At 36.6% G+C, this 24,166-nt stretch carries 21 protein-coding genes; 8 read left to right on the top strand and 13 right to left on the bottom strand.

All coding sequences use genetic code 11. From position 1 onward, the window contains the following. Positions 1-15 precede the first annotated feature (15 nt). Entirely contained in the window at positions 16-534 is a 519-nt protein-coding gene (locus RSA43_01000) for a hypothetical protein (GenBank protein ID MEG2495865.1), read from the top strand. A gap of 416 nt (positions 535-950) precedes the next feature. Here RSA43_01000 and RSA43_00995 read toward each other — a convergent pair whose 3' ends face one another. Next, the gene (locus tag RSA43_00995) at positions 951-1,505 is read right to left on the bottom strand and encodes a hypothetical protein (GenBank protein ID MEG2495864.1); all 555 of its coding nucleotides are present in this window, start codon (positions 1,503-1,505) and stop codon (positions 951-953) included. Positions 1,506-1,615: 110 nt separating this feature from the next. Between RSA43_00995 and RSA43_00990 the strand changes: the two genes are divergently transcribed. Continuing rightward, positions 1,616-4,069 (top strand): glycogen/starch/alpha-glucan phosphorylase, encoded by a 2,454-nt coding sequence (locus tag RSA43_00990; protein MEG2495863.1) that lies wholly within the window; start codon positions 1,616-1,618, stop codon positions 4,067-4,069. Here RSA43_00990 and RSA43_00985 read toward each other — a convergent pair. The 3 genes from RSA43_00985 to RSA43_00975 are packed head-to-tail and all read right to left on the bottom strand — an operon-like array spanning position 4,062 to position 7,352. Continuing rightward, a complete protein-coding gene (locus RSA43_00985; GenBank protein ID MEG2495862.1) occupies positions 4,062-5,342 on the bottom strand; it encodes a 2-oxo acid dehydrogenase subunit E2 in 1,281 nt (426 codons plus the stop codon). The two genes, RSA43_00990 and RSA43_00985, sit on opposite strands and share 8 nt — an antisense overlap. Before the next feature lie 5 nt (positions 5,343-5,347). Continuing rightward, entirely contained in the window at positions 5,348-6,331 is a 984-nt protein-coding gene (locus RSA43_00980) for a pyruvate dehydrogenase complex E1 component subunit beta (protein ID MEG2495861.1), read from the bottom strand. After that, entirely contained in the window at positions 6,321-7,352 is a 1,032-nt protein-coding gene (locus RSA43_00975) for a thiamine pyrophosphate-dependent enzyme (GenBank protein ID MEG2495860.1), read from the bottom strand. The genes RSA43_00980 and RSA43_00975 overlap by 11 nt, the downstream gene beginning before the upstream one ends. 220 nt (positions 7,353-7,572) lie before the next feature. Between RSA43_00975 and RSA43_00970 the strand changes: the two genes are divergently transcribed. Then, complete coding sequence (locus tag RSA43_00970; protein ID MEG2495859.1) at positions 7,573-8,691, top strand: hypothetical protein; 1,119 nt, start codon at positions 7,573-7,575, stop codon at positions 8,689-8,691. A gap of 7 nt (positions 8,692-8,698) precedes the next feature. On the opposite strand, the gene lpxD is transcribed toward RSA43_00970, so the two are convergent. From lpxD to recR, 4 genes are all read right to left on the bottom strand, one after another. Further along, entirely contained in the window at positions 8,699-9,754 is a 1,056-nt protein-coding gene (gene lpxD, locus RSA43_00965) for a UDP-3-O-(3-hydroxymyristoyl)glucosamine N-acyltransferase (GenBank protein MEG2495858.1), read from the bottom strand. A 17-nt stretch (positions 9,755-9,771) separates the two neighbouring features. Further along, the gene (locus tag RSA43_00960; GenBank protein ID MEG2495857.1) at positions 9,772-10,311 is read right to left on the bottom strand and encodes an OmpH family outer membrane protein; all 540 of its coding nucleotides are present in this window, start codon (positions 10,309-10,311) and stop codon (positions 9,772-9,774) included. A gap of 42 nt (positions 10,312-10,353) precedes the next feature. Then, positions 10,354-12,708, bottom strand: coding sequence for an outer membrane protein assembly factor BamA (gene bamA, locus RSA43_00955; GenBank protein MEG2495856.1), 2,355 nt, complete (start codon positions 12,706-12,708; stop codon positions 10,354-10,356). Positions 12,709-12,805: 97 nt separating this feature from the next. Continuing rightward, the gene (gene recR, locus RSA43_00950; GenBank protein MEG2495855.1) at positions 12,806-13,408 is read right to left on the bottom strand and encodes a recombination mediator RecR; all 603 of its coding nucleotides are present in this window, start codon (positions 13,406-13,408) and stop codon (positions 12,806-12,808) included. A gap of 219 nt (positions 13,409-13,627) precedes the next feature. Here recR and RSA43_00945 point away from each other — a divergent pair, with 219 nt between their 5' ends. The 4 genes from RSA43_00945 (at position 13,628) to acpP (ending at position 16,686) form a co-directional block, all read left to right on the top strand. After that, a complete protein-coding gene (locus tag RSA43_00945) occupies positions 13,628-14,626 on the top strand; it encodes a beta-ketoacyl-ACP synthase III (GenBank protein ID MEG2495854.1) in 999 nt (332 codons plus the stop codon). Between the two features lie 18 nt (positions 14,627-14,644). Next, complete coding sequence (gene fabD, locus RSA43_00940; GenBank protein ID MEG2495853.1) at positions 14,645-15,580, top strand: ACP S-malonyltransferase; 936 nt, start codon at positions 14,645-14,647, stop codon at positions 15,578-15,580. 15 nt (positions 15,581-15,595) lie between these two features. Continuing rightward, positions 15,596-16,351 carry a 3-oxoacyl-ACP reductase FabG gene (fabG, locus tag RSA43_00935; GenBank protein MEG2495852.1) on the top strand — a complete coding sequence of 252 codons (756 nt, stop codon included), beginning with the start codon at positions 15,596-15,598 and terminating at the stop codon, positions 16,349-16,351. Between the two features lie 98 nt (positions 16,352-16,449). Beyond that, a complete protein-coding gene (acpP, locus tag RSA43_00930; protein MEG2495851.1) occupies positions 16,450-16,686 on the top strand; it encodes an acyl carrier protein in 237 nt (78 codons plus the stop codon). Between the two features lie 25 nt (positions 16,687-16,711). Here the strand turns inward: acpP and RSA43_00925 are convergent, their stop codons facing one another. The 5 genes from RSA43_00925 to RSA43_00905 form a co-directional block, all read right to left on the bottom strand. After that, the gene (locus RSA43_00925; protein MEG2495850.1) at positions 16,712-17,158 is read right to left on the bottom strand and encodes a cyclic nucleotide-binding domain-containing protein; all 447 of its coding nucleotides are present in this window, start codon (positions 17,156-17,158) and stop codon (positions 16,712-16,714) included. Positions 17,159-17,163: 5 nt separating this feature from the next. Beyond that, positions 17,164-19,938 (bottom strand): hypothetical protein, encoded by a 2,775-nt coding sequence (locus RSA43_00920; protein MEG2495849.1) that lies wholly within the window; start codon positions 19,936-19,938, stop codon positions 17,164-17,166. Positions 19,939-20,076: 138 nt separating this feature from the next. Next, a complete protein-coding gene (locus RSA43_00915) occupies positions 20,077-20,532 on the bottom strand; it encodes a hypothetical protein (GenBank protein MEG2495848.1) in 456 nt (151 codons plus the stop codon). A 92-nt stretch (positions 20,533-20,624) separates the two neighbouring features. Then, positions 20,625-21,134, bottom strand: coding sequence for a hypothetical protein (locus tag RSA43_00910; protein MEG2495847.1), 510 nt, complete (start codon positions 21,132-21,134; stop codon positions 20,625-20,627). 113 nt (positions 21,135-21,247) lie between these two features. Then, positions 21,248-22,702, bottom strand: coding sequence for a sodium-dependent transporter (locus RSA43_00905; GenBank protein ID MEG2495846.1), 1,455 nt, complete (start codon positions 22,700-22,702; stop codon positions 21,248-21,250). Positions 22,703-22,928: 226 nt separating this feature from the next. Between RSA43_00905 and RSA43_00900 the strand changes: the two genes are divergently transcribed. Beyond that, entirely contained in the window at positions 22,929-24,140 is a 1,212-nt protein-coding gene (locus RSA43_00900; protein MEG2495845.1) for a hypothetical protein, read from the top strand. Positions 24,141-24,166: the final 26 nt, after the last annotated feature.

Below are 24,166 nucleotides of genomic sequence, written 5' to 3'. Positions count from 1 at the left end.
AATTTAGGTCAATCTGTGAATTTCGGTTGTATTGATTGTCTAGTAAGGAAAAGTGAACCTGATAAATTAGAAATGCTATTTCCTCTTCCTCAGTGCTCAGGAACAATTTCGCTTATTGCGCTTACAGTCATCGGGGCGATATGTTTATTTTTTGGTGTTTGTGCTGTTTGTATTCTTGGTTGTTCTGAACCTGGACTCATTTTTGGAATAGTATTGTGTTCTTTAACGGTTTTCTTTGTGGTGTTGGCTTATCATCTTTATTCTAAGAAAACACTGGTAAATAAAGCTAATGAGCGTTTGTCTAAACAATTGAAGATTAATGAACGTTTGGGTACGGAAGATAGAGCTTTTAAAAACGAAATTATAGCTCGAAATGCTGAAGATATAAAAGCTCTTTTGAAACAAACAACTGTTATATGTGCAAATACGACAGAGTTGAAGAATGTCCTATCTTTAGTTAGGATGAATCAATCAGGCGTATCAGTTACAGAGGATATCGAATCGGGGGGTTATGAGCAGAATGATGAAGAGTAAAGTGAGGGATCAACTGGTTTTATAAAGCAAATTCTTATCATTTTGTTTAAAAAAATATTTAATCTGAACTGTGTTGAAGTTTATATTCATTTTTTAGTTGCTTGTGATGGATCTTTTTGTAGCATTTAAAATGCTTGAATGCCGTTTATTTAGTAGATGGCTATGAATTGCAAATGTTATATAACGACTGATATTTCTGAACTTCGAAACAAGTCCGTTTTTTCTGTTAGACGATTCGGTTTATTCCGACCGGAAGTAGCCAATTCAATGAAAGAGAAGAATTGTCTTGAACAAATCAAAAAACTAAAAATTGCTTTATCGAAGCAAGTATTAGAATAAAGTTTTTATTTTAATGACTAATTCAACAACGATTTACCCTATTTATTATATGTTATAAAAAATATAACTTTTTACACCTAATGTCTCTCAGCCATTACGATCAGACCCTGATCTGCTCCGTTTGGACATAATGGCTTAACTTCTTTTTGGTAAATGGCATACATAACGCTCCTATATAGATTCAGAAGTATTACGCCTAAACACACAAGCAAAATGATTAGAGAAAGCGAAAATCCAACAATTCCTAAAGCACAATGCAAGTTAGATATGGTTCCGTTATGAAAAAAAGCTACGAATATGCAACTTGCTACGGCTCCGATAACCGAGGCTAAGCAACTAGGAAATCTTGTCTCCCTACAACAATTATTTACTTTGCGGTGTCCTCTAGCAATCTCACCTTCACTCCGCCCGGAGTATGTTAAATCATAATTTCCAAGACCATCCGAAAATCCGCTTTGTATCCTAGTAGTAGGCGACTTATGGTTGCTTGTTCTAGAAGAATCGCCAAAAGACCCCAATGTATGAACACCGACTCTTCTAACACTGGGACCGGAATCAGTCAGATTACCGTTGCCGTCGATCCAACGACCTGTTCGAACCATTTTTAAATCCAAAAATACATAAATACGCATTAATTGTATTAAACACTTTCTTTCTTAAGAAGAAAAAATTAATTTTATTTCACATATTTAGATTTTTTCTGTATTTGTTAGAATACTATTACTAAAGTCATCGAGGTCTCATGCAAGAAGTCTTATCTTTCGATCGTAATTCCGTGACCGTTGATAGTATTAAAAAATCTATTTTAAAAAGACTGTATTTGGGTGTTGTACAGGAACCTGACATTGCTTCAAAGAGAGAAATGTTTAAAGCTTTAGCTTCTATGGTTATGGAATGGTTATCGAAGGGATGGCTTCAAACTCAAAGAAAATATTACGAAGATAATTCAAAAAGAGTTTACTACATTTCTATGGAATTCCTTTTAGGAAAGAGTTTAAAAAGTAATTTATTAAATCTCGGTCTTTTGGAACTTGTGGAAAAGGCAGTTCATGAATTGGGTTACACTTTGGATGAGCTCGCCGAAATGGAAGACGATGCCGGGTTAGGAAACGGAGGATTGGGACGATTAGCAGCCTGTTTTGTCGACTCAATGGCTACTCTAAGTATTCCTGCTTACGGTTACGGAATTCGTTATGATTATGGTATTTTTTCACAAAAAATTGTTGATGGATTTCAAGTTGAAACACCGGATAATTGGTTAAGATACGGTAATGCTTGGGAAATTTGTCGTGTCGAATATTTATATCCCGTTAAATTTTACGGCAGAATCCATAAATATATCGATGCTTCAGGTAAAGAGATCTTCGATTGGGTCGATACTCAAGAAGTTTTAGCAATGGCCTATGATATTCCTGTTCCCGGATACGGAAATACAACGGTTAATTCTTTGAGGTTATGGCAAGCTCAATCTCCGAAGGGTTTTGATTTCAACTATTTTAATCACGGAAATTATATGCAAGCAATTGAAGACATTGCTATGACTCAGAATATTTCCAGAGTGCTTTATCCTAACGATTCCATTTTTGAAGGGCAAGAACTGAGATTAAAACAAGAATATTTTTTGGTTTCGGCAACAATCCAAGATATCATCAGAAGGTATAATAAAACACATTTAGATTTACGTTTATTGTTCGAACATGTGGCTATTCAATTAAACGATACACATCCCACCCTAGGTATAGCCGAAATGATGAGAATTCTCGTCGATAGGGAAGAGATGGAATGGCATGAAGCTTGGAAAGTAACTTCGAAAATATTTAATTACACAAACCATACGATTCTTCCCGAGGCTTTGGAACGATGGCCCGTTCATTTATTTGAAAAATTATTGCCGAGACATTTGGATATTATTTATAAAATAAATTCTCAATGGCTCGGATATGTGGAATCCGTTTTTCCCGATGATCTCGAAAAAGTCAAGAAATTATCGATTATAGAAGAAACTCCTAATAAAATGATTAATATGGCCAACCTGGCGATTGTAGGTTCGGAACATGTTAACGGAGTTTCAAATCTTCACTCGGAACTTTTGAAAAAACATCTTTTCAAAGAATTTTTTGAAATTTTTCCGAATAAATTTACTAATATGACTAATGGAATCACTCTTAGAAGATGGGTAAAACTTTGCAATCCTCTGCTCGCCAATCTATTTGATCGATCGATAGGGGATTCTTGGATTACCGATTATCGAAAGTTCTCGGAAATACATACCTTTTTAGATGATGCTTCTTTCATAGAAGAGTGGCAAAAAATAAAAACTCTGAATAAAGAACGATTATCCGACATGATTTTTGATGAAACGAAAATTTCCGTAAATTGTGATTCCTTGTTCGATTCTCACGTGAAGAGAATTCATGAATACAAAAGACAGCTTATGAATATCATAAGGGTTATTCATGATTATATTTTGATTAAGGAGAATCCTAACGACAATCATGTTCCTAAAACCGTTATTTTTAGCGGAAAAGCTGCTCCCGGTTATGTGTTTGCGAAATTAATTATTAAGTTAATTAATAGTGTGGCTACCGTCATAAACGGCGATAAGTTTGTAAGAGAATTTTTAAAAGTAGTTTTTCTTCCGAATTATAGAGTTTCTTCTGCTGAGATTATTATTCCTGCTTCGGATCTATCCGAGCAAATTTCATTGGCGGGAACGGAAGCTTCCGGAACCGGAAATATGAAATTTGCTTTAAATGGAGCTCTTACTATCGGTACTCTTGATGGGGCTAATGTGGAAATGGCCGAGCATATCGGAATAGACGATATGTTTATTTTTGGTTTAACGGAAGGTGAGGTTTTAGAGCTCAGACCGCATTATTCTTCTCAGGTAGTTTATGAAAGGAATCCTTCTTTAAAAAAGGCTTTGGATCTAATTAAAGGCGGCTTTTTTGATGAAGACAAGAATTTATTCGAGCCTATAAGCAATCGGTTACTTGAGGGGGGAGACTATTATATGGTTTTGGAAGATTTTTCTTCTTACACACAAGCTCATCGAAAGGTCGACGATCTTTTTATGAAAAAAGAAGAGTGGACAAAAACTTCAATCCGTAACGTATCCGGAATGGGATTTTTTTCAAGTGATAGGGTCATTGCCGATTATGCCAAAAATATCTGGAACGTACATTCCATCAGCTGATAAGTAACCCGATAGGATTTTCCAAAAGCTTTTGTAAATGTTTCAAAAAAAGAGCGGCTTTCATTCCGTCAATTACACGATGATCTACGGATAAAGTTAAAGTCATTTCCTGTCCAATAACAATGGTCCCATTATAAACAAGGGGACGGGTTTCCGTTCCGCCGACGGCTAATATTGCCGTTTGAGGAGGATTTATAATAGCGGTGAACTCTGATATTCCAGTCATCCCCAAATTCGAAATACAGAAAGATCCGCCTTTATATTCTTCTTCTTTCAAGGAATTGTTTCTGGCTTTAGTGACAAGTTTTTTAGTTTCTTCCCTAATTTCTTCTAAATTTTTTTTATCTGCACATCTTATAATAGGCGTAATTAGTCCCTCCGGAATTGCTACAGCAAACGAGATATCGATGGTCTTAAATTTGATGATTTTATTTTCTACGCTATTAAATCCTGAGTTCACACAAGGAAATGCTTTTAATGTCAGTGAACAAGCTCTGGTAAGTAAATCATTGATTGAAAACTTACATCCCAAATTCTCTAATTGATTTTTGGCTTCGATCAGTGCCGATACATTAACGCGTTGAGTAACGTAAAAATGAGGGATATAACTTTTAGACGCTTGCAGCCGTGCGGCAATCGTCGATCGAATAGGAGAAAGTTTGGATTCTTCGAACGAGCCTGGCAGATCGGAACATTCGTTGTGATCACAACCGAAGCTGACTAAACCTTTTTTGGGGGCATAGTCGATATCTTTTTTCATGATTCGTCCTCCAGGCCCTGTGCCGCATACCGTTGAAAGATCCAGATTATTGAGGGAGGCAAGCTTCCTAGCTAAAGGAGAAACTTTGTTTGATTTTCGTCTTACTGGAAGTTTAGTTAACGGAGGTTCCGGAGAAAAACCGGCTTGTTTTATATAAGTTCGTTCAAAGTTTTTATTCGAATCCTTATCCTCTTGATTCGGATATTTCGGTTCGGAAGAAATAACTTCTTTTATAACAGAAGTAATAACATCTTCCGGATTCACGACTTCTTCTTTTTCCGAAGTTAAAACGGCTATAGTACATCCTACCGGAACTGTTTCTCGATCTTTTTTTATAATCAATCCCAACCAACCCTCTTCGGTTGACGAATGAGATAAGACTGCTTTATCCGTCGCTATATCCAATAACGGGTCGCCGACTTCAATAAAATCCCCTTCGCATTTATGCCACTTTACTATAGCTCCGGATTCCATAGTAGGAGATAATTTAGGCATATTGATTTTGATAAGCATAAAAATTATCCCATTAATTTTTTTATAGCCTCTACAACTCGATCGGCATTAGGTAAGCTATTTGCTTCAAGAATTTTCGAGTAGGGCATGGGGGTTTCTTTTTGAGTCACGCGTAAAACAGGTGCGTCTAATGAGTCAAAAGCCAGTGAAACTAAAGTAGCTGCTATTTCCGCTCCTATTCCCGAAAAGTAATGACCTTCTTCAACAATAAGACATTTTCCGGTTTTATGCACTGATCTGAGTATAGAAGAAACATCTAAAGGCTTAATTGTGCGTAAGTCAATGAGTTCTACGGATATTCCTAAATTCTTTACGACTGAGATTGCTTCTAAACACACCGAAATCATCCTGCTGTAACCGATTATCGTAATGTCTTTTCCCTCTTGAACCATACGTGCTTTCCCCAAAGGGACCGTATATTCTTCCGTTGGAACTTCGCCTTGAATATGATATTGCAATTCGTTTTCCAGAAATAAAACCGGATTGTTACTACGTATTGAACTTTTCAATAATCCTTTAGCATCGAAAGGTGTACACGGAGCTACAATAATAAGACCAGGAAAATTGGCGTAAAGGGCTTCCAAGGAATGGGAATGTTGACAAGAGACTTGAGCAGCCGCTCCGTTAGGGCCTCTAAATACTATCGGAACCGAAAACTTTCCTCCAGTCATATAATACATTTTTGCTGCATTGGAAATAATCTGATCGGCTGCTACTAAAGAAAAATTCCAACTCATAAATTCTACGATGGGACGTAATCCGGTTACTGCCGCTCCGATGGCCATACCCGCAAAACCTGCCTCACTGATCGGAGTATCTATAATTCTTTTAGGTCCCCATTTATCCAATAATCCTTTTGTCACTTTGTAGGCGCCATTATAACTTCCGACTTCTTCGCCGATTACGAAGACGGTGTCGTCTCGAGACATCTCTTCATCGATTGCTTGTCGAAGGGCTTCTCTAATAGGAATAGTTTGTTTAAGGGGCATAGACGTTTTCTTCCAATTCTGTAATAAGAGGATCCGGTGAATTTTCGGCATAAGAAAATGCTTCCCGGACAGTGTTTTTGGCTTCTTTTTTAAACACATCGTATTCTTCGGAAGTCAGAAGACCAGCCTTTATCAAATCATCTTTTAAAAGTATGATCGGATCTTGTTGAAAAGTTTCTTTCATTTCCTGCTCGCTTCGATAAGCATTTGGATCGGATATGGAATGGCCTCTAAACCGTGCACACGAACATTCGATTAGAGCCGGTCGTTGAGTTTTGAACATTTGTTGATGAGCGACACGGAAACCTGATAAACAATTAAAAAAGTCCATTCCGTTTAAACAATAAGAGAGAATATCATAAGCCTTTCCATAACGTTCCCATATTGGAAGAGCTGCTATGGCTTTTTTTAACGACGTTCCCATTCCCCAAAAATTATTTTCTACAATGATCATTAAGGGAAGAGAATGAAGAGAGGCATAATTGAGACTTTCGTGAAAAACTCCCTGTGCTACGGCACCGTCGCCGATAACGGCGATTGAAATGCAGTTTCGATCAAGATATTTAGCCGAAAAAGCCCCACCCAGGGCTAAAGGAATTTGTCCGCCTACTATACCGAATCCTCCGGGCATTGTGTCTGCACACATGTGCATCGAACCTCCTCTGCCCAGAGCACATCCTGTGGTTTTACCCAAAAGTTCAGCGGCGATAGCACTGGGCGATACATCGAGTTCCAACGCGTAAGCATGGCATCTATAGGAAGCAAATATAAAATTCTCTTTTCCGCACGATGCAATTAAAGACGTCGCAATGGCTTCTTCTCCGGCATAAGAATGATAAAAGCCTCCGATTAAGCCGTTAAGATAAGCGGCTTCGCCTCGAGTTTCGAATTCCCTAACTAGGATCATTCTCTTAAGTGAGGAAATACAGTTGTTTTCGCCGAAATCATCGAGCATTTTCTTTACAAATTCCAGTCTGCTTAAGCCCGGATATAAAGAAAAATAAGAATTGCAAGGACTCATAGAAATATGTACTTTCGAAAGTTATCACAGGTGATTATATTTACTGAATTTCGAAAATACAAGTCAAAATCAGTAATAAATTTTTATTTTTTTTCACACTATCATGTAAAAAATTTATTTAAACATGATTGTTTTCTTAACAAAAATTGTCGACATCCCATACCATCCTTTAGCTTTGGTTGTAAAAAAATATTTTTATCCAAGAACCGGAGGCGTGGAAATGAAAATTTATAGGAAAGAAATCGATAATTCTTTTAGGTTCAGCGGTGATTTTAATGGAGGACTTGGCGATGATAATCGAAATAAATACTTGACCTTAACTGGTTTAATTATAGAAACAAAAAATTTATACCTAACCAAAAGGATTTCTACTATGCAGGTTGATGATTCTCAATGTGATTCAAGAAATATTACTTTTTCGGGATTTACTCAATCTTCGGTTGACGAATATAGGGTGAAAAAAGACTCCGATAAGGCGGAATGCTATTTCAATAGTCTTGGTTCAATCGAAGATAAAGTTTCTCAATTATTTTTTTTGAAAACCGAAGCTGTTTATGACTCCGACTTGCAAAAAAATGTTGAATTAATGGTAGAAGTAAGAAGTTTGGGAGGAATCATTTTTTATCGAGGAGATTTTTTAAGACAAACTTATTTAATGGATTGTTATTCCGAAGTAAGCAATCTTCCTTTGATTATGTGTAATGGATTATCTCATGGGCTCAATACCTATTTAAAAAAAGAAGACAAGGTGTTTCCTGATCGAGATACCGTTTATTTTTCCGGTCTGGAATTAGCTCATTTTTTTAGTGAAAAGGGAGTTTTTCTTCAAATGGGGAATGATGTATTCGAAAAATCTTCAGAAGAAAATGCTTATGATGAAAATTTTCAAACCGATTTATGTAAAGGCCTTTCGGCAGGCGGACTATTTTTCGGTTTGGAAAATGATTTGAACTTGCTTCGTTCCTTCACTCCTGAAGAATCCGTTAATACGAACACCCAATTATATACCGATTATTTAAAAAACAATGTTTATGAAGTTACGAAACAAAAAGTCCTTATTCAAGAAAACGTTGTTAATCTGAAGTTTTTCAATTTAAGCGAGATTGTTTCGGAGAGTGTTGAATTTTCAAATAGGATTTTTTTGAATTTTTTTAAAACAGGGGGAGATGCTTTCATTTTTCAAACCGAAGAGGAACTGGAATTCGGAATTAAATCCATTGTTGAATTATTGAGAGTAGGAAGAGTCAGCACGCTGAACTTTAACAGAATCCTCAAAAAAATTCTCTTGGTTAAATCCAGATGTACCAGAAACTTGAAAAAAACTCGAAGCCTTGGCTAAGGGGAGTTTATGATTTTCCGGCAAGTTCAAGAGTTTTTAAAGTTTCTTCCAAAGATTTGACTCTTTTTTCTATAGAGGGAATCTTTTTATATTGCGCTTGGTTAAGCATATTTTCTTTATGAGGTCTGCCAGGCGCTCCTCCCCAAACTCCGGGAGTCGGGATTGACTTTGCCAATCCTGTTCTTGCCGTTATTACGGCTAAGTCGCATATAGATAAATGACCGGCTATTCCTACTTGTCCCCCGATAATAACTCGATTTCCTATTTGAGTCGAACCGGAAATCCCAGCTTGCGATACTATTAGAGTATGAGAGCCAATTGTCACATTGTGAGCAATTTGAACCAAATTGTCTATTTTTGTTCCTTTCCCAATGAACGTACACTCGAATCTACCGCGATCAATCGTCGTATTAGCTCCTATTTCAACATTGTCTTCGATGATAACTTTTCCCAAATGTTTGAGAGAATTGTAATTGCCGCATTGATCAGGCGTATAACCGAAACCGCATGAACCGATAACGGCTCCAGGTTGAATGACAACTCGATTTCCGATAATGACGTTTTCTCTGATTGTGACGTGAGCATGTATCAAACAATCATTTCCGATTTTCGTATTGGCTCCTATAAAAGAAGCGGTACTGATTTTTGTGCCGGAACCGATTTGGACTCCTTTAGCAATTACGACATAAGGTTCCATAATAACACCGTCTTCTACAATTGCTTCCTCATGTATGATTGCCGTAGGATGTATTCCCTCAAAACCGGAATTCGGTGTTTTCATAAAAAGCTCTGCGATTTTCTGAAAAGCCAACATCGGCTGAGAATGCAACAAATAATTCTTACCTTCCACCAAATCGTGTTTAGGTGAAACTATAATGGCTCCAGCCAAAGAATTCGCAAAAAACTTGTCATATCTTGAATTTTCAAGAAAAGTTATTTCGGCAGAAGAAGATTTATCTATAGCGCCGACACCTTGAATGATATAATCGGGATCTCCAAATATCTGAGAACCGGTGATTTCGGACAATTCTTTCAATGAAAAAGATAAATTTATTTCAGACATGAAAATCCTCTTATAAACTAGGAGTTATCATCGGCTTCGATTTTATGACTACTTTCCTTAAAATCTTTTTCAAGTATATTCAGTATTTTATCGGTAACATCAATACCTTCTTTCGAAGCTAAAATCACTTCTTCATTAACAATTAAATCTAAGTTCTCTTTTTTCAAAACTTGAAGAGACGCCGACTTAATGGCTTTCAAAAGTTTTTGAGTAGCGCGCATATTGGCTTGATTCAACAATTGATAATATTGATTATGATAGATATTGTACTCCTGACCGAGTTCGTCAAATTTTTTTCTTAACTCTTCAGCCGCTTTCATTGACAGTCCAGCCATGTAATCTTCATCTTGAAGTTGATTACCCAAGGTTTCCAATTCTTTCTCCAACTTTTCGGTATTTTCAGAAAATTGTTTTTTCAGAAGTTCTAACGATGTCCTTTCTTTTTGTCCTAAAAGAGATTCTTCAAAACATCTTTTTAGATCTAACGATCTGATCTCTTGAGCCGAAAGAGGCAAACAGGTAGAAGCCAACAGAAATAATAGCGGTAATTTTTTCATAAAACTCTCTTTATTATCCAATAAAATAGAAGCGAAACAGTATCAGAAGATCCCTCCTAAAGCAAAGAAGAATCTTTGACTATTATTAATTTTTTTGCCTTCTAGTATTTCGGTGGGATTGAACGGCCATCCCAAGCCCAACATAATAGGAACGTTTTGCATGACTTCAAAACGTACTCCGAACCCTGAACTGGCAGATATATGACGAGATAAGTGAAAAGGTTTTAAGCTTACATATCCGGCATCGAGAAACACAAAGGCGTTTACGCAAGGTTTTGAAATTAAAGGATGCTGAATTTCCTCCGAAATCAATAAAGACGAAATGCCTCCCATAGGCTCGTTTGCTGAGTATTTAGGTCCGATGGAAAAGGGTTTAAACCCTCTGACGGTCGTTTCTCCACCTAAGAAAAATCGTTCGCTTATGGGGACTTTATTGGCAGTAGTATCTGCATAAGGTTGAATAAACTGTATTTCTCCTCTAAGTTTTAAGATGCCTTTATCAGTTATTTTTCTATAAAGGCTGCCGAGAAAAGATGTTTTCAAAAAATGATATTTCCCGCCTAATCCTGCCACTTCAAGATTTAATTTTCCTCTTACGCCTTGTTTAGGATTACGAAAACTATCGGTAGAATCGAGAGCAAAATTTAATCCCAAACCGGAAAGAAATCCTTTATTATCGTCTTCACTGGGAGACGGATTCGGATTGTTCTTTTTAACATGAAGACTGCTTTGATTTCCTCGATAATAGAAACCGTATTTTAAATACCGGTTGATGACATAAGTTAAACTTGTATTACCGCCATAAGTTTGGACATCATAACCCGTAGAAAGAGCTTTATTCATAGCTCTTTCGATTTCCGCTCCGAAAATCCATGGAGTATCAAAAAAATGAGGTTTAGTCCACTTCAAAGAATAATCCGTTAATTTACCTCCTATATTGGCTTTTAAATAAAGAAATTCTCCGCCGCCTCTAAGAGCTTTCGGACCTTTCTTTAATATGGAAGTCAATCCCGATAAATTAAAATTGCTCTCAGATAATTCAACCCCCCCAAAGAAGTTATCTAAAGAACTGAATCCTAAAAATAAACCGATGTTTCCGGTAGAAGTTTCCGCTACTTCAATATATATGTCACGGTACTCTTCATTCTCGTCTACAGGGTTTAACTGAGAACGTGTGCTGTAAACGTTAACGGTCTTAAAATAACTGGTATTTCGTAGTCGATTTTCGGTACTTTCAATCTTTATTCTATCAAAAGTTTCTCCCGGAAACAAGGAGCTCTCATGCAAAATGACTTCTTGTTTCGTTTGAGTATTTCCGGTGATTTTAACCAAACCTACCTTATAAGGGGTTCCTTCGTCGATTTGGTAACAAACATCGTAAACATGATCGTCTTCCCTTAAATTAAAACGAACGTCTACCGAGGCATTTACGTATCCTTTTTGTTCATAAAGCTCTTTAAGTTTTTGAGCTCCTTCCCAAACCAGATCGGGTGAATAAAGACTCTTCGGACCTATAAGAAGACAACCGTCTAACTGTTTTTTTGAAAAAATCTTATTTCCTTCGATGTGAATGTGACCCAATCGATATTGAGATCCTTTGTCCACATTAATAACGAAAATGACGGAATTTCCTTTAGCTTCAAAAAATGACGTAACTTCAGCATCTGCATAACCTTTATTAAGGAAATAGTTAGTGATGCATAGATTATCTTGTTCTCCCATTTCCGGATGATAAAGGCCGGATCCATCGAACCAGCTTAAAAGAGGAGAATATTTTTTGACGAAAATAAGCTCTCGAATATCATTTTGCTCTTTTTTAGAAACTCCGAAAACTCGTATCTCTTTGATTTTCCCGCAACACCCTTCGTTAATATCCAAGCAAATGTTCACGATACCGGAATTGACGTAGTTTATTTTATAAGATATATTCGATTCAAAGTAACCCTTCTTTAAATAAAAAGTTTTTAACTTATCGAAATTTTCTAAGAAGTCGATTTTGTCAAACAATTCGTCCTTGGATATTTTCAATATTTTTAAAATTCGTGTATCCGAAACGTTTTTATTTCCTCGAATTGTTATCATCCCGATTTCGGGTTTTTCTCTGACCGTAACATGAATAGACGCCAGTCCTTTATCTACGGATATAACGGGATCTATATAATCATACTGTTTCGATAGCGTTTTTAAATCGACGTCGAAATCGCTTTGGGAAAAAATTTCACCTCTTCTTGTTTTGAGTTCGCAGTGAGTTTTTTTGAGACCTTGAGGGGACTCAATCAAGACCTCGATGTCTGTTACTACTACGGGATCGTTTTGAATGTCCGATGCGACAAGATAACAAGAGATGCTTGTTAAAAAGAAAGCTAGGGAGAGCGTGAAAAAAAAAATTTTTCTCATAAAACACCTTTTAAGAAGGATTCCTTTGAGTTCAAGGAACATTCATACTACAAATGTATTAAACTGAAAATGAAAAATAATGATACGGAATACTTAATCAGTAAACGTTTCTCCCCGAAAAAGCTTTTGCTAAGGTTCTGGAATCGATGTAATCCAAAGACAGACCCATAGGTAATCCTGTAGCCAGTCGAGTGATATTAATGCCTAAATCTCCCAATTCTTTTTTGAGATATAGTGCAGTAGTATCGCCTTCAAGCGTGAAATCCATTGCAATCACGATTTCTTTGGTTTTAATCGTCGAAATTTTTTCTCGTAATTTTATGATTCGCCCCGGTATCGGTTTTTTCCCTGATGCAGGTGAGAAAAGACTGCCGAGAACGTAATAAATACCCTTGAAAGTTCCTGAAGATTCTATTGAAAAAACATCTCTGGGATAAGCTACGATACACATAACCGAAGAGTCTCTTGTTTGAGAATTACAATATGAACAGTCCGTCTTTTTTTCTATAAGCATTCCGCAGTCGAAACAATTATCAAAATGATCGGGTATGGATTCCAAAACGGTCGTTATGTTCTGTAATTTTTCTTTGGGCCAGCTAAGAAGATCAAAGGCCAATCGTTCTGCCATTTTAAATCCTATTCCGGGAAGCTGTTTAAGAGTTAAAATAATTTTGCTGAGTGAGGGAGGATATTTAGACATAGACGTGGTTGAATTTTGAGGTTTTCATGAAATAATTCGAACTTTTCAGTCCGACGAACCATTGTCGTGATTTTAGAAAAAAAAGCTAAACAATCTTTTTAGAAATAAAAATTTTTATTAGAAATTTATCGTTTATCCGATTATGATCACGAGTTAATTTGTTTGTAAATTACTTTAGTTTTTTGAATTTGATTTTCGATGTGATACCTAGGAATATGTATGAAAAATCAGGCGTTAATATTAGGTACGGGATCTTATCTTCCGGAAAAGATTTTGTCTAATTCGGATTTGGAAAAATTAGTCGAAACGTCTGATGAATGGATTGTATCCAGAACGGGAATGAAAGAAAGAAGAATAGCCGAAAAGGAAGAGCATGCCTCATATATGGGAGCGCAAGCCGCCCAAAAAGCTATCGAAGCTTCGGGTCTTCGTAAAGAGGATATTCAGTGTATTATCTTTACAAGTTCGGCTCCCGACTATATTTTTCCGAGCAGCGGCTCTCTTGCGCAGGCGTATCTCGGTTTATTTGAGATACCCGCTTTTGATTGTTCGGCAGCTTGCACGGGATATTTATACGGTTTGTCCGTAGCGAAAGCTTATATTGAATCAGGCAGCTACGATAACGTTCTTTTGATAGCTGCAGACAAACTTTCTTCATTCGTAAATTACCAAGATAGAAATACTTGTGTTTTATTCGGTGATGGAGCTTCCGCTTGCGTCATTTCTCGAAAAAAAACTGAAGATATCGTCGGATCCGAGATAGTCCAAATTTGTTTGGGAACCGACGGTCATTTGGCTGGTTTGTTGAGTTTGCCTGCAGGAGGGAGTCGAATACCGGCTACTGCAGACACGGTAAAGCAGGGTTTGCATTTTATTTCAATGGAGGGAAAAGAAGTTTTTAAACATGCCGTTAGAAGGATGGAACATGCCTCAAAGAAGTGTTTGGAAGATGCTCATTTGTCGGAAGACGATTTGGATTGGCTCGTTCCGCATCAAGCCAACGCCAGAATAATAGATGCCATTGCCAAACGTTTTAAAATTTCTGATGATAGAGTTTTCAAAACGGTACATAAATACGGAAATACGGCTTCCTCTTCCGTGGGAATAGCTTTGGATGAGCTTTTGAAACAGGATCTTGTTCATACGAATGATCACATATTACTTGTGGCTTTCGGAGGAGGGCTTTCTTGGGGAGCAGCCATCTTAAGACGGTTATAAGATTAACAAGAGGTCATTTTGGTTAAGTATGCATTTTTGTTTTCCGGTCAGGGCGGTCAATATGTCTCTATGGGAAAAGATTTATATGAAGCTTTTTCCGAAGCTAGAGAAATTTTTGATGCGGCCGATGATTTTCTGAAATCTCATTTTTCGAATATTTTATTTGAGGGACCTCAAGATTTATTAACGGAAACCGTCAATAGTCAATTAGCTGTTTATGTTCATGGAATGGCACTTTTAAGAATTTTAAATAAAGAGCTCCCTGATTTGCATCCGCTAGTTGTTTCCGGTCTTAGTCTCGGTGAGTATACGGCTTTAACCGCTTCCGGAAAAATTACGTTTTCCGATGGATTGAAAATCATTAAACTTCGTGCCGGCTTCATGAATGAAATTTGTCATGAGTCTAAAGGTTCTATGGTTGCAGTTCTCGGACTTCCGTTTCAAGAGGTTGAAGAAGTGATTTCGGTATTAGGAACCGATGTTTGGATAGCCAATTACAATGCTCCGCTTCAGACAGTAATTTCTGGTGAAGAAAAAGCTGTTGAGCATGCTTCCGAGGTGATAAAAAACAAGGGAGCTCGTAAACTTATTAAGTTAAATGTTTCCGGAGCCTTTCATTCTCCTTTGATGCAGAAAGCAGAGGGTCTTTTAAAGAATTATTTAGTGGATTTACCGATTAGCGACAGTTCAGTTTCGTTCGTTTCTAATGTTGTCGGTGATTATGTAGCCGAATCGGAAGAGATTCGAAATCTTTTGTTTAGGCAGATCACGTCACCCACAAAGTGGTTTCAGGGGTGTTTGAAAATGTCAAATCAAGCAGAAGTTTTTTTGGAAATAGGTTGCGGAAAAGTTCTTACGAATTTGAATAAGTCTATAGGCATAAAACAACCTTCTTATAATATTGATTCTTTGCTTGGATTAGAGAATTTTTTAAAAGTTATGAATTATTGTTGATTCGGAGGTAGATGAATGGATTTATTGTCGGAAAAACGTGCTATAGTTACTGGAGGAACTCGAGGCATAGGGTTTGCTATAGCTACCGCTTTTGCGGAACAAGGAGCCTCCGTGGTTGAAATTTGGGGTATCGATGCTTCGAAGGGAGAACAAGCTGTCAGCTCAATAAAAAAAAATGAAGGTCAAAATATTATTTTTAGATCAGTCGATGTTTCCGATTTGGAAAGCGTAAAGAATGCGATAACAACTTTCTTTGATTCTTTCGGCCGGATTGATATTTTAGTGAATAATGCTGGAATTACCAGAGATAAACTCTTGATGCGACTTCTTCCGGAAGATTGGGATCGAGTGATATCCACTAATTTGACGAGCATATATAATACCTGCTCCGTTGCCGTTCCTTTAATGTTAAAGTCGAAGAATGCGGGTAGTATTATTAACATATCCTCTATCGTCGGATTAGGAGGTTCTCCTGGTCAAACGAATTATGCCGCTAGTAAGGCCGGCATGATCGGCTTCTCGAAATCCCTTGCTAAAGAAGTGGGTAGCCGAGGAATTAGAGTTAATTGTATTGCTCCTGGTTTTATTGAGACCGATATGACAGCTGTACTCAGTGACAATTTAAAAACGGAATGGATTAAGCAAGTGCCGTTAAAACGTTCGGGTAAACCGAAAGACATAGCTGATGCAGCCGTTTTTTTAGCCTCGGATATGTCTAGTTATATAACGGCTCAAGTTTTGGTTGTTGATGGGGGAATAGTTCCTTTTTAAATTGAAGTTTGTATTGGAAAACTTGAAAAAAAATTTTTTTTCCCAATATAATTTGCCGTTACGTTTTGTTATATATGAATAATATAAAGGAAAGAACAATGAGTTTAGAGAATGAGGTCATCAGCATTATTGTTGAGCAATTAGGTGTGGATGAAAAAGATGTTTCTCCTGAAAAATCTTTTGTTGAGGATCTTAATGCCGATAGTCTTGATTTGACCGAATTAATTATGACGTTTGAAGAGAAATTCGGTTTTGAAATTTCGGAAGAAGAAGCTGAAAGACTACGCACTGTAGGGGATGCTATTTCTTATATTAAAAGTAAGAAAGGAGCATGAATTTAGTCGGTGAAACAGGCAAAGACTATCTTCTTCTAAAGGTAGTTTTTGCTGTATAGACTTCCAATAATGCCAGAGATACCGACGAACATTCTTCCAGAATATGCAAAAATTGGATTTTATTTAGAGAGAGTAGTTTCGTAGAGGTTTTTGCCGTTGCTTCATACCCACGAGGATTTTCATTAATTAAGCTTTCGTCTCCGAAACATTCGGGAGACTTAAGTTCCCAGATGGAAAACACATCTTTTTTATCTTCCGTTTTTATTTCTACGATTCCCTCTGATATAATATACAGACGATTCCCTGCTTGATCTTTTCTAAAGATCCCGTCGCCTTTCTTGTAACTGGATACTTCCGTTTTTTCTGAAATCGCAAGTAGAAAATCCATATCTAAAGAACAAAACAATTTCACTCTTTTTAACAAAAAGGCTTTATCAATTAAACTAACTAGATTTTGTTCTGTTTCTTTCATAGACATTAAACCATGTTTAATCCAGAGATATTTTCTTCAATTTGTTCTTTTATAATTTCTTCATAAACCGTAGGTTTTTTGAAAACCGAATCTAAACAAGACAATTCTTCTTGCAACTGTCCGGCGGTTATTTGATTCAATCTAACCGAAGATTTGCTCATTATATTTAAAATCTCTTTTAAACTAAACGTCCGATTTCCAGACTTAATATACTTACGTGTATGATAAGAATGAGGGGCTTCCTTAGTCATAAAAGGTTCTATAAGTGCGTAAAGTGAACTACTGCAACTCTTTTCAAGAGATTCCAAGGCCTGTGCTTTAATTTTCGAATTTTTACTGTTTAAGGATCTTGATAATACATCGAAATTTTCTGCCGAACCGCTAATTCCTAATAGTTCTATAATAAACTGAACACAAGAACGATAATTCGTCATTAGAGCGTTAGTGAGTAAATTTAAATCGTAATTGGGATACAATTTCGGAAGCATTTCCACATGATGAGCATGGCAATAAGCCACACTGATCTCTTGTTTTACCAGTTTATGAATCTTTTTTCTTAAAAGAACGATATCGATTTTTCCTAAAATTCTTGCCGCAGAAAGGCGAGCTTTATTGTTGTCTTTTTCATCACATAAAATATTGAGCAAATCGGGAATAATCTCTTTTTTAAGATTGACTACGATACTTTCGGCATATTTTTTTTCTTTAGATTTCAGTTTAGCTATAGTTAGAACGAATTCTTTAACCGTATTTTTATCCAAAATCTGTTCTAAAATATGAAGAAGTTCCATTTTAAGCGAGGTATTATCGGTAACGCCTATAATTTTTATTATTTTAGAAGCATAATATTTTTGTTCCGAAGAAACACTGGAGGCCAAAGCTTTGGCGGCGGCAATTTGTATTTGTTTGGAAGGATGGAATAGGAATTCTATGAGAGTCTGAATATTTCTTTGATTGGATTCAAATTCCAAAATAGTGATTCCCTGAATAATATCCTCCTTTAGATCCGACATTAACAGTTCATTAAGTTTTTCAGTGGCTTTTGACATAAGAGGATGATCGAGGGTCTGAGATCTGATGGCGATGATTGATGACATAAATAATCCCGCTTGCGGGCTGTATAAGTTTAGATCGCAGGCAATGTCGTCCGGGTTGAGAAGACGATGTTTAGCAAAATAAAGGTAAATAGCGGTTTTGATGGCGGGGTGTGGAACGGTCTTTCGCCATCTTTCAAGTAGTTCGATGCAAAAATAGTCATTAGCCCAAATACTTTCCCTGAGTAATTCAACTGCTTTCACCTTTGCAGGAAGAGAAAATTTATTTAAATGAGCCAAAAGACTGGGTAGTAAGTTACGATCGCCTATTTTTAAGAGATGCTCAAAGGTGATTATTTGCTCTTTTTCGCTTTGACTTTTTAGGGTTTTAAGAAAAAACAATTCGGCTTGTCGTTTTTCTTTTTTCGACAACTGTTTGATCCAATCAACCATTTTTTTATCAAAAGAAATGGTTTCGAGCGATAAATTTTTAAAAATAGCTTTCGGATATTGATAGCGGAGAAGAAATACCAAAAGTAAAGCCGTCAGTGCTATTGCGAAGGATAAAGGAATCTGTTTTCCGGGTAGACATAAGAAAGAACACATCAGCATGCCTAACGGTTCGATAAAAGATTCCACTAAAATCCGAATCTGATTTCTAATTTTATTAGGTATTCCCGATATCAGTAATTGTAAATTATTATCGTCTAAAGCGTAACAAACTCCTTCTCTAATTATAACGGCTAAAATCGCTATATATAAAGAGGACTTGCATAGCCAAACGGAAAAAAGAAGAACGAAACAAACTGGAGCAATAATGATAATATTGTTGATGCCGATTTTTTTAATGATTCTACTATAAGCAAGTAATGCAAAGCACATATTACCCAGGGAGACCCATAAACTGCATTTACTGATGAATGAGGTAATCGGAAGATTGGATTGTGTTGACACAAGAGTCTTTTCAAAGAAGCTCGAATAGTTGTATTCGGTAGCAATGGCTAAAATTTGCATTAAAAAATAAAAACCCACCAATAAAAGAGTAAACTTGGATTGTAGAATGATTTTTAAGGATTTTCGTATGGAAGGAGAGTGTTCGGTTTCAATATAGAGATTATGCTCTTCGGATAAAAATTTAAATTTATTGGATATATAGAAGATTAAAGGAATTGTCGATATCAGGCAGCAAGTAAATATAATCAAAATGCCCCGAATGCCGATATAATCTATGAACCAAGAAATACTACCGCTTCCTATAGCGTCTCCGAAGAAAATAATGGCGTTGAAAATGCAGAAACAACGCTTACCGTCTTGAAGATTAAAGAACTGATCGGCAAAACTCCAAAACGTCGTAAATGATAAGATAGTAAATCCGAATCCCGTCATACGATAAAAAAAATAGATGGCTTTTAAAGCCGAACCAGTGAGTTGAGGCAATGCACAAAGAAGAAACAGATTACTGCAAATAATCCCTATGACGGGAGCCAAAAAAAGATATTTCGAAGAAATTTTTTTTCTTGTCATCAGACATAACAATAATCCCGAGCAAGAGCATAAAAAAAAAGAAGAAATTAAGTAAATTTTAGGAAGATAAAAAGCGCCTACTTTTTCGATAAATAGACCTTCCGAGAGAGTTAAAGTGCCATAACTGCCTATACCCCATAGAAGACCTAAAAGAAGAAATAATCCTGATTTTTTCTCTTCTCCCGGGTACAAGTTGAAAAGCAAACGAATAACACTTTGCATTATAATCGAATACCTACAAAATCCGAAGATTTGTTCAAAAATTTAGTAAACAATCATCTCTCAAATTAGAAAGTCGATAAAAGTAAGAAGTTTAAATTGTATTAGCTATCAAAAAAAAATTCAAGTCTTTAAACCGACCTATTTAGAACTAGGATCAATTTCGTTGAGAAGTGCCAGAACGTCGTTTTGAGAAGTAATTAAAGGAATGTGCTCGATGGATTTTGGTTGGGCTATATACTTTGAATAGAAAAACATCATGCTTACGGCGAATACAAAACTTAGTAAAGCGGCCATAGATAGACTTATGATTAGCCATATAAGATTACCTGCTCCGAGTATAAGCAAAATCTGAGGTAAAACACCGACAAGTCCTAAAACACTCAAAACAATTCCAATGGTACAAATTATAATTATAGCCATCAAACATGAATTAAGGAAAGCAGGACCTGAACATATATTCTGAGGGGCAACTAAGTTTTTTGTTGCTTTTAAAGCGTCAATATCTCTTCTGAGACGTTCAATCTCCTCTTCGGCGGACGGACATTTCGGGGGTGCACGCTCGATCGTAGATAAATGAGAAGCGGGGATTGTCATTAAACTCACAATACTTTTTATTAAAAAATAAAATAATCTCTCTTACCGATAAAAAGAGAGTCACACAACGGATAACTCTCTTTTGTCTTGTTCTAGCAGCAGAGTGGTCTTTTCCCTGATAAAAAGAATCCAATCCCACCGACAAGAGCAATACCTGCACAAATCGAACAAAGAGCCACGAAAGTATTGGCTCCGAATGCCGCACCGATTGCGCTTCCCATAATTATAGAACCTAAACCGGGAATAATCCCACAAGCGGTGAGTGCTAATACAACCAAGGCGGCAAGAGCCAGAATTGTAATCACAACACAGATAAAGCGAAAAATCGAACATGCGACGGAAGAAGGTTCGGACGCTTCTTTCAAACCGGCTATCTCTGCTCTTAAGCCTTGAAGATTAGTGTTCAAAACACATAAAGCCTGTTTACAATAAGTGAGATCTGCACGGAGATCTGCACGGGAATCAGGTGTCCTTGTGGTTGTTCTAAGCCTTTCCGCTAGCGCGTTTAATAGAATTTCGGTGTTCTGTTCGGGTGATGAAGGTTGCCGATCCGAATAATAAGACTGTGGATATGGTTGAGATTGTACTGGGTTTGTTGACATAATCTGATCTCCTGGGGTAAATAGGCTTATAAAAGCGTCAAAACTTTGTCTAAAACTCTTAAAAAGAAGAGTAAACGGAGCATTCTACTATAGTGATATCAATAAGTCTAGAGTTAATATGTGTTTTTTATTAATCGTTTGTTTAGACTTATAAATATCACTAATGGAATTCCCCATTGTAAAAGCATATTTCCTACATTTGTTGTAAAAAAATGATGAATATTAAAATTCATTGTTTCCATTTTCAAAAACCAAGCCAGTAAAATGATACCTTGAATAGGAATTGCGAATCGAATAATAAGAACAAAACCTTTTCTTAATTTAAAATCTTTTTCTGAAAACTTGTTTATTTCTTTGGTCAATAGCCATACGCCGAATTTTAACGCGGCAAAGATAATAAACAGCCCGTTAATGATAAGCGCTATACTCCAAACCGTATCTTGATTTTGGAAGAAAGATAAATTTAAAGCGGAAGGAACCCCCAATACAAAAGCTATCAGACAAGCTAAAAAATTAGCTAAGGTTTCTTTCTTCGCTAATCCAATTTTTTTTAAAGTCTGCGCTAAAAGAAACAACATGGATATCATGGATGAAAATGCAGCCATCGTAAAGGCAAGAAAAAATAAACAAGCCGAAAAATACTGAAGAAAAGTATATGGAGATATTCCAAGAAAAAGACGAGGCAAATAAACGAAGGTAAGCCCTAAACTTGTAGATCCTTCTCCTTCCCTTAAAGCTGAGATCCCGTTGAAATCCAGAGAAGTTATAACCGCAAACAAAATCATCCCCATAATGAGAGAGACTAAATTATTTGATATAGCTGTTAGAGAGCCATTTGTCACGACTCCTTCTTTTTTGGGAGCAAATCCTGCGTAGACCAATAAAAGGCCCCATCCTGCACCGGTATCCCAAGCATTCTGAGTTAGGGCTTCTATCCAGGTCTTGGATTCCTTAAATGATTGAATATCTAAAGTAAATAATTTTTTAATGCCCGCTAAAGCTTCGGGGAGGCAAAGAGCCTGTATGAAGATCAAACTAATACATATAAAAAATCCTGGAATAAGAACTTTATTACATAGTTCTATACCTCCGGAAACGCCCTTATTGATAACGAAAAGGGCGCAAAGCAAAACCAGTCCGTGAATTAATAAAGTTTGATATCCGGATGCTGTTTCGGACCATAAAACGGTAAGATTGGGATGACTTAAGAGTTTTCCTTGAACAGCATACACGGAATAGTTGACCCCCCAAGAAACCACAATGGAATAATAAGCAAGAATACCGGTCGTTACTAAAGTGATGAAAGCTCCCATCCAAGCAAATTTTTTTCCTGCCATAGCTGCAATAGCTTGTATAGGAGGAGATTTCGTTAATTTTCCTATCGAAAGTTCGACTATAATCAAGGGAATGGACCAGGTGAATAAAAACAGAACCCAAGCAAGAAGAAAAGACCCATTTCCATTTTGAGCAACCACTCGAGGAAATCGCCAAATGTTACCGGCTCCTACGGCTATTCCCATCATGGATAGGATGAAACCTAGCCTGGAAGAAAATCGTTCTTTAAACATAATATCTAATCATTAAGGGTGGATTAATTTTTTTTGTATTCATTTCCTTGTTAACTACAGAAGTTATAATACAATCGAACCATACGTTTAAGGCCGTTTCCGGCATGTCTATAAAAGTATTTTTAATTTGAGCATTATATTTTTTTTCATAAAATTCTGGATTTAATTCGAAAAATTTAAGAAAAATTACCGGAATGATCCATTTATTGTATAATAAAAATTATAAATGGTTTATAATCCACTTCATTTGTTTATGAGTTTATTTTTACCTGATTCTCATTTAAAAAAATCATCAACTCTCTTTTTGAAAGAAGAGTCCTTTCCATCGGAAAGTGAATGGGCTCGAATCGGTCGAAATTTTTCTTCCTTCCCTAAGATAGCCGATGCTATGAAATCTTCGGCAGATTCAACAAAATTTTCGGTTGTTAATAGAAATAGAAGAATATGTTGTATTTTCGTCGGACTGTTAATATTTCTCGTATTTATGATTGGAGGTGTTTGTTTATCTTCTTTGAGTGTTTTGCCGTTTAACGGACTTGCTCTCGGTTTGGCCCTGTCCGTTCCTTTCATTTTGGGAATAGGAGGGTTATTGATCTTTTTGAGAGCAGCTTATAGAAGGGATGTTTTTACTCATCGTCCTCTCGGAATTAATCCCGGAAGGCCTATTTCCGTATCCAATATTGGAGTAAATATTCAATCACCGTCTACTGATTGCGAATTCAAAGTAAGTCGTTTTTTATGGTACTTGGATTCTTCGGGTTTGGATGAAAACGGAAATGGAATAGTAGGAGCTTATATATGCCCTTCGGGAGAGAGGGCGGATCGATTTTCCGTGGTCTTTTCTGTGACTGTTCTCATGCCTTTTTTCGTACTCGGGGTTATGGTTTACAATTTGTTTCGAAGTTTGATTATCCCTTTCTATATTTTTTACAAAATGATTCAAGAAAGAAAAAGCACTATTGAGGATAAATTTAGGCTTATCGATGTTCCGAGAGAAATTTTAAGATCTTTGTTTAATGTCGTCAAATCTCCCTTTTATGGAATTGGGATGATATTTTCTCTTTTTTATTCTCTTATAGAACCTTATTCCGGAAGAATCTTAACGGGCGCAATAGAAAGAGATTGGAATGACGATGTTTCGTGTGATCGCGGTTATATTTTTTGCGATTATCAGAGTTTGCATCGATGGCAATGGGAAGGCGGAGGAAAGCGTTCTCTATTAGGGCAGAATGCAACATACTTAATGGAATGTTGTCAACCTCGTTTCTTTTTCTTATTCAAACAAGGTCGTGTCGTCAGCGGTTCTCGATCCCTAATGACACAAGCCGAAAATTCCTATCGGAAAGACTATTATGCTTATGTCTGGAATTGCGTTTCGGACTCATCGGACTCATCGGAGTCATCGGAATCATCGGAGATTCAAATGTTTAACGAATAGTATTAGTTTTCGGTTATACTGAGAGA

Source organism: Victivallaceae bacterium, from assembly GCA_036659455.1.
In the GTDB taxonomy this organism is placed as follows: domain Bacteria; phylum Chlamydiota; class Chlamydiia; order Chlamydiales; family Chlamydiaceae; genus JAVXCN01.
The sequence above is the reverse complement of the archived record's forward strand: the minus strand, read 5'-3'. Positions and strand labels throughout refer to the sequence as shown.

Excerpts from the sequence above, each read along its gene's own strand:
- RSA43_00995 (MEG2495864.1), bottom strand. The coding sequence starts at position 1,505 with ATGCGTATTTATGTATTTTTGGATTTAAAAATGGTTCGAACAGGTCGT.
- RSA43_00990 (MEG2495863.1), top strand. The coding sequence starts at position 1,616 with ATGCAAGAAGTCTTATCTTTCGATCGTAATTCCGTGACCGTTGATAGT.
- RSA43_00985 (MEG2495862.1), bottom strand. The coding sequence starts at position 5,342 with ATGCTTATCAAAATCAATATGCCTAAATTATCTCCTACTATGGAATCC.
- RSA43_00980 (MEG2495861.1), bottom strand. The coding sequence starts at position 6,331 with ATGCCCCTTAAACAAACTATTCCTATTAGAGAAGCCCTTCGACAAGCA.
- RSA43_00975 (MEG2495860.1), bottom strand. The coding sequence starts at position 7,352 with ATGAGTCCTTGCAATTCTTATTTTTCTTTATATCCGGGCTTAAGCAGA.
- RSA43_00970 (MEG2495859.1), top strand. The coding sequence starts at position 7,573 with ATGAAAATTTATAGGAAAGAAATCGATAATTCTTTTAGGTTCAGCGGT.
- lpxD (MEG2495858.1), bottom strand. The coding sequence starts at position 9,754 with ATGTCTGAAATAAATTTATCTTTTTCATTGAAAGAATTGTCCGAAATC.
- RSA43_00960 (MEG2495857.1), bottom strand. The coding sequence starts at position 10,311 with ATGAAAAAATTACCGCTATTATTTCTGTTGGCTTCTACCTGTTTGCCT.
- bamA (MEG2495856.1), bottom strand. The coding sequence starts at position 12,708 with ATGAGAAAAATTTTTTTTTTCACGCTCTCCCTAGCTTTCTTTTTAACA.
- recR (MEG2495855.1), bottom strand. The coding sequence starts at position 13,408 with ATGTCTAAATATCCTCCCTCACTCAGCAAAATTATTTTAACTCTTAAA.
- RSA43_00945 (MEG2495854.1), top strand. The coding sequence starts at position 13,628 with ATGAAAAATCAGGCGTTAATATTAGGTACGGGATCTTATCTTCCGGAA.
- fabG (MEG2495852.1), top strand. The coding sequence starts at position 15,596 with ATGGATTTATTGTCGGAAAAACGTGCTATAGTTACTGGAGGAACTCGA.
- acpP (MEG2495851.1), top strand. The coding sequence starts at position 16,450 with ATGAGTTTAGAGAATGAGGTCATCAGCATTATTGTTGAGCAATTAGGT.
- RSA43_00925 (MEG2495850.1), bottom strand. The coding sequence starts at position 17,158 with ATGAAAGAAACAGAACAAAATCTAGTTAGTTTAATTGATAAAGCCTTT.
- RSA43_00920 (MEG2495849.1), bottom strand. The coding sequence starts at position 19,938 with ATGCAAAGTGTTATTCGTTTGCTTTTCAACTTGTACCCGGGAGAAGAG.
- RSA43_00915 (MEG2495848.1), bottom strand. The coding sequence starts at position 20,532 with ATGACAATCCCCGCTTCTCATTTATCTACGATCGAGCGTGCACCCCCG.
- RSA43_00910 (MEG2495847.1), bottom strand. The coding sequence starts at position 21,134 with ATGTCAACAAACCCAGTACAATCTCAACCATATCCACAGTCTTATTAT.
- RSA43_00905 (MEG2495846.1), bottom strand. The coding sequence starts at position 22,702 with ATGTTTAAAGAACGATTTTCTTCCAGGCTAGGTTTCATCCTATCCATG.
- RSA43_00900 (MEG2495845.1), top strand. The coding sequence starts at position 22,929 with ATGGTTTATAATCCACTTCATTTGTTTATGAGTTTATTTTTACCTGAT.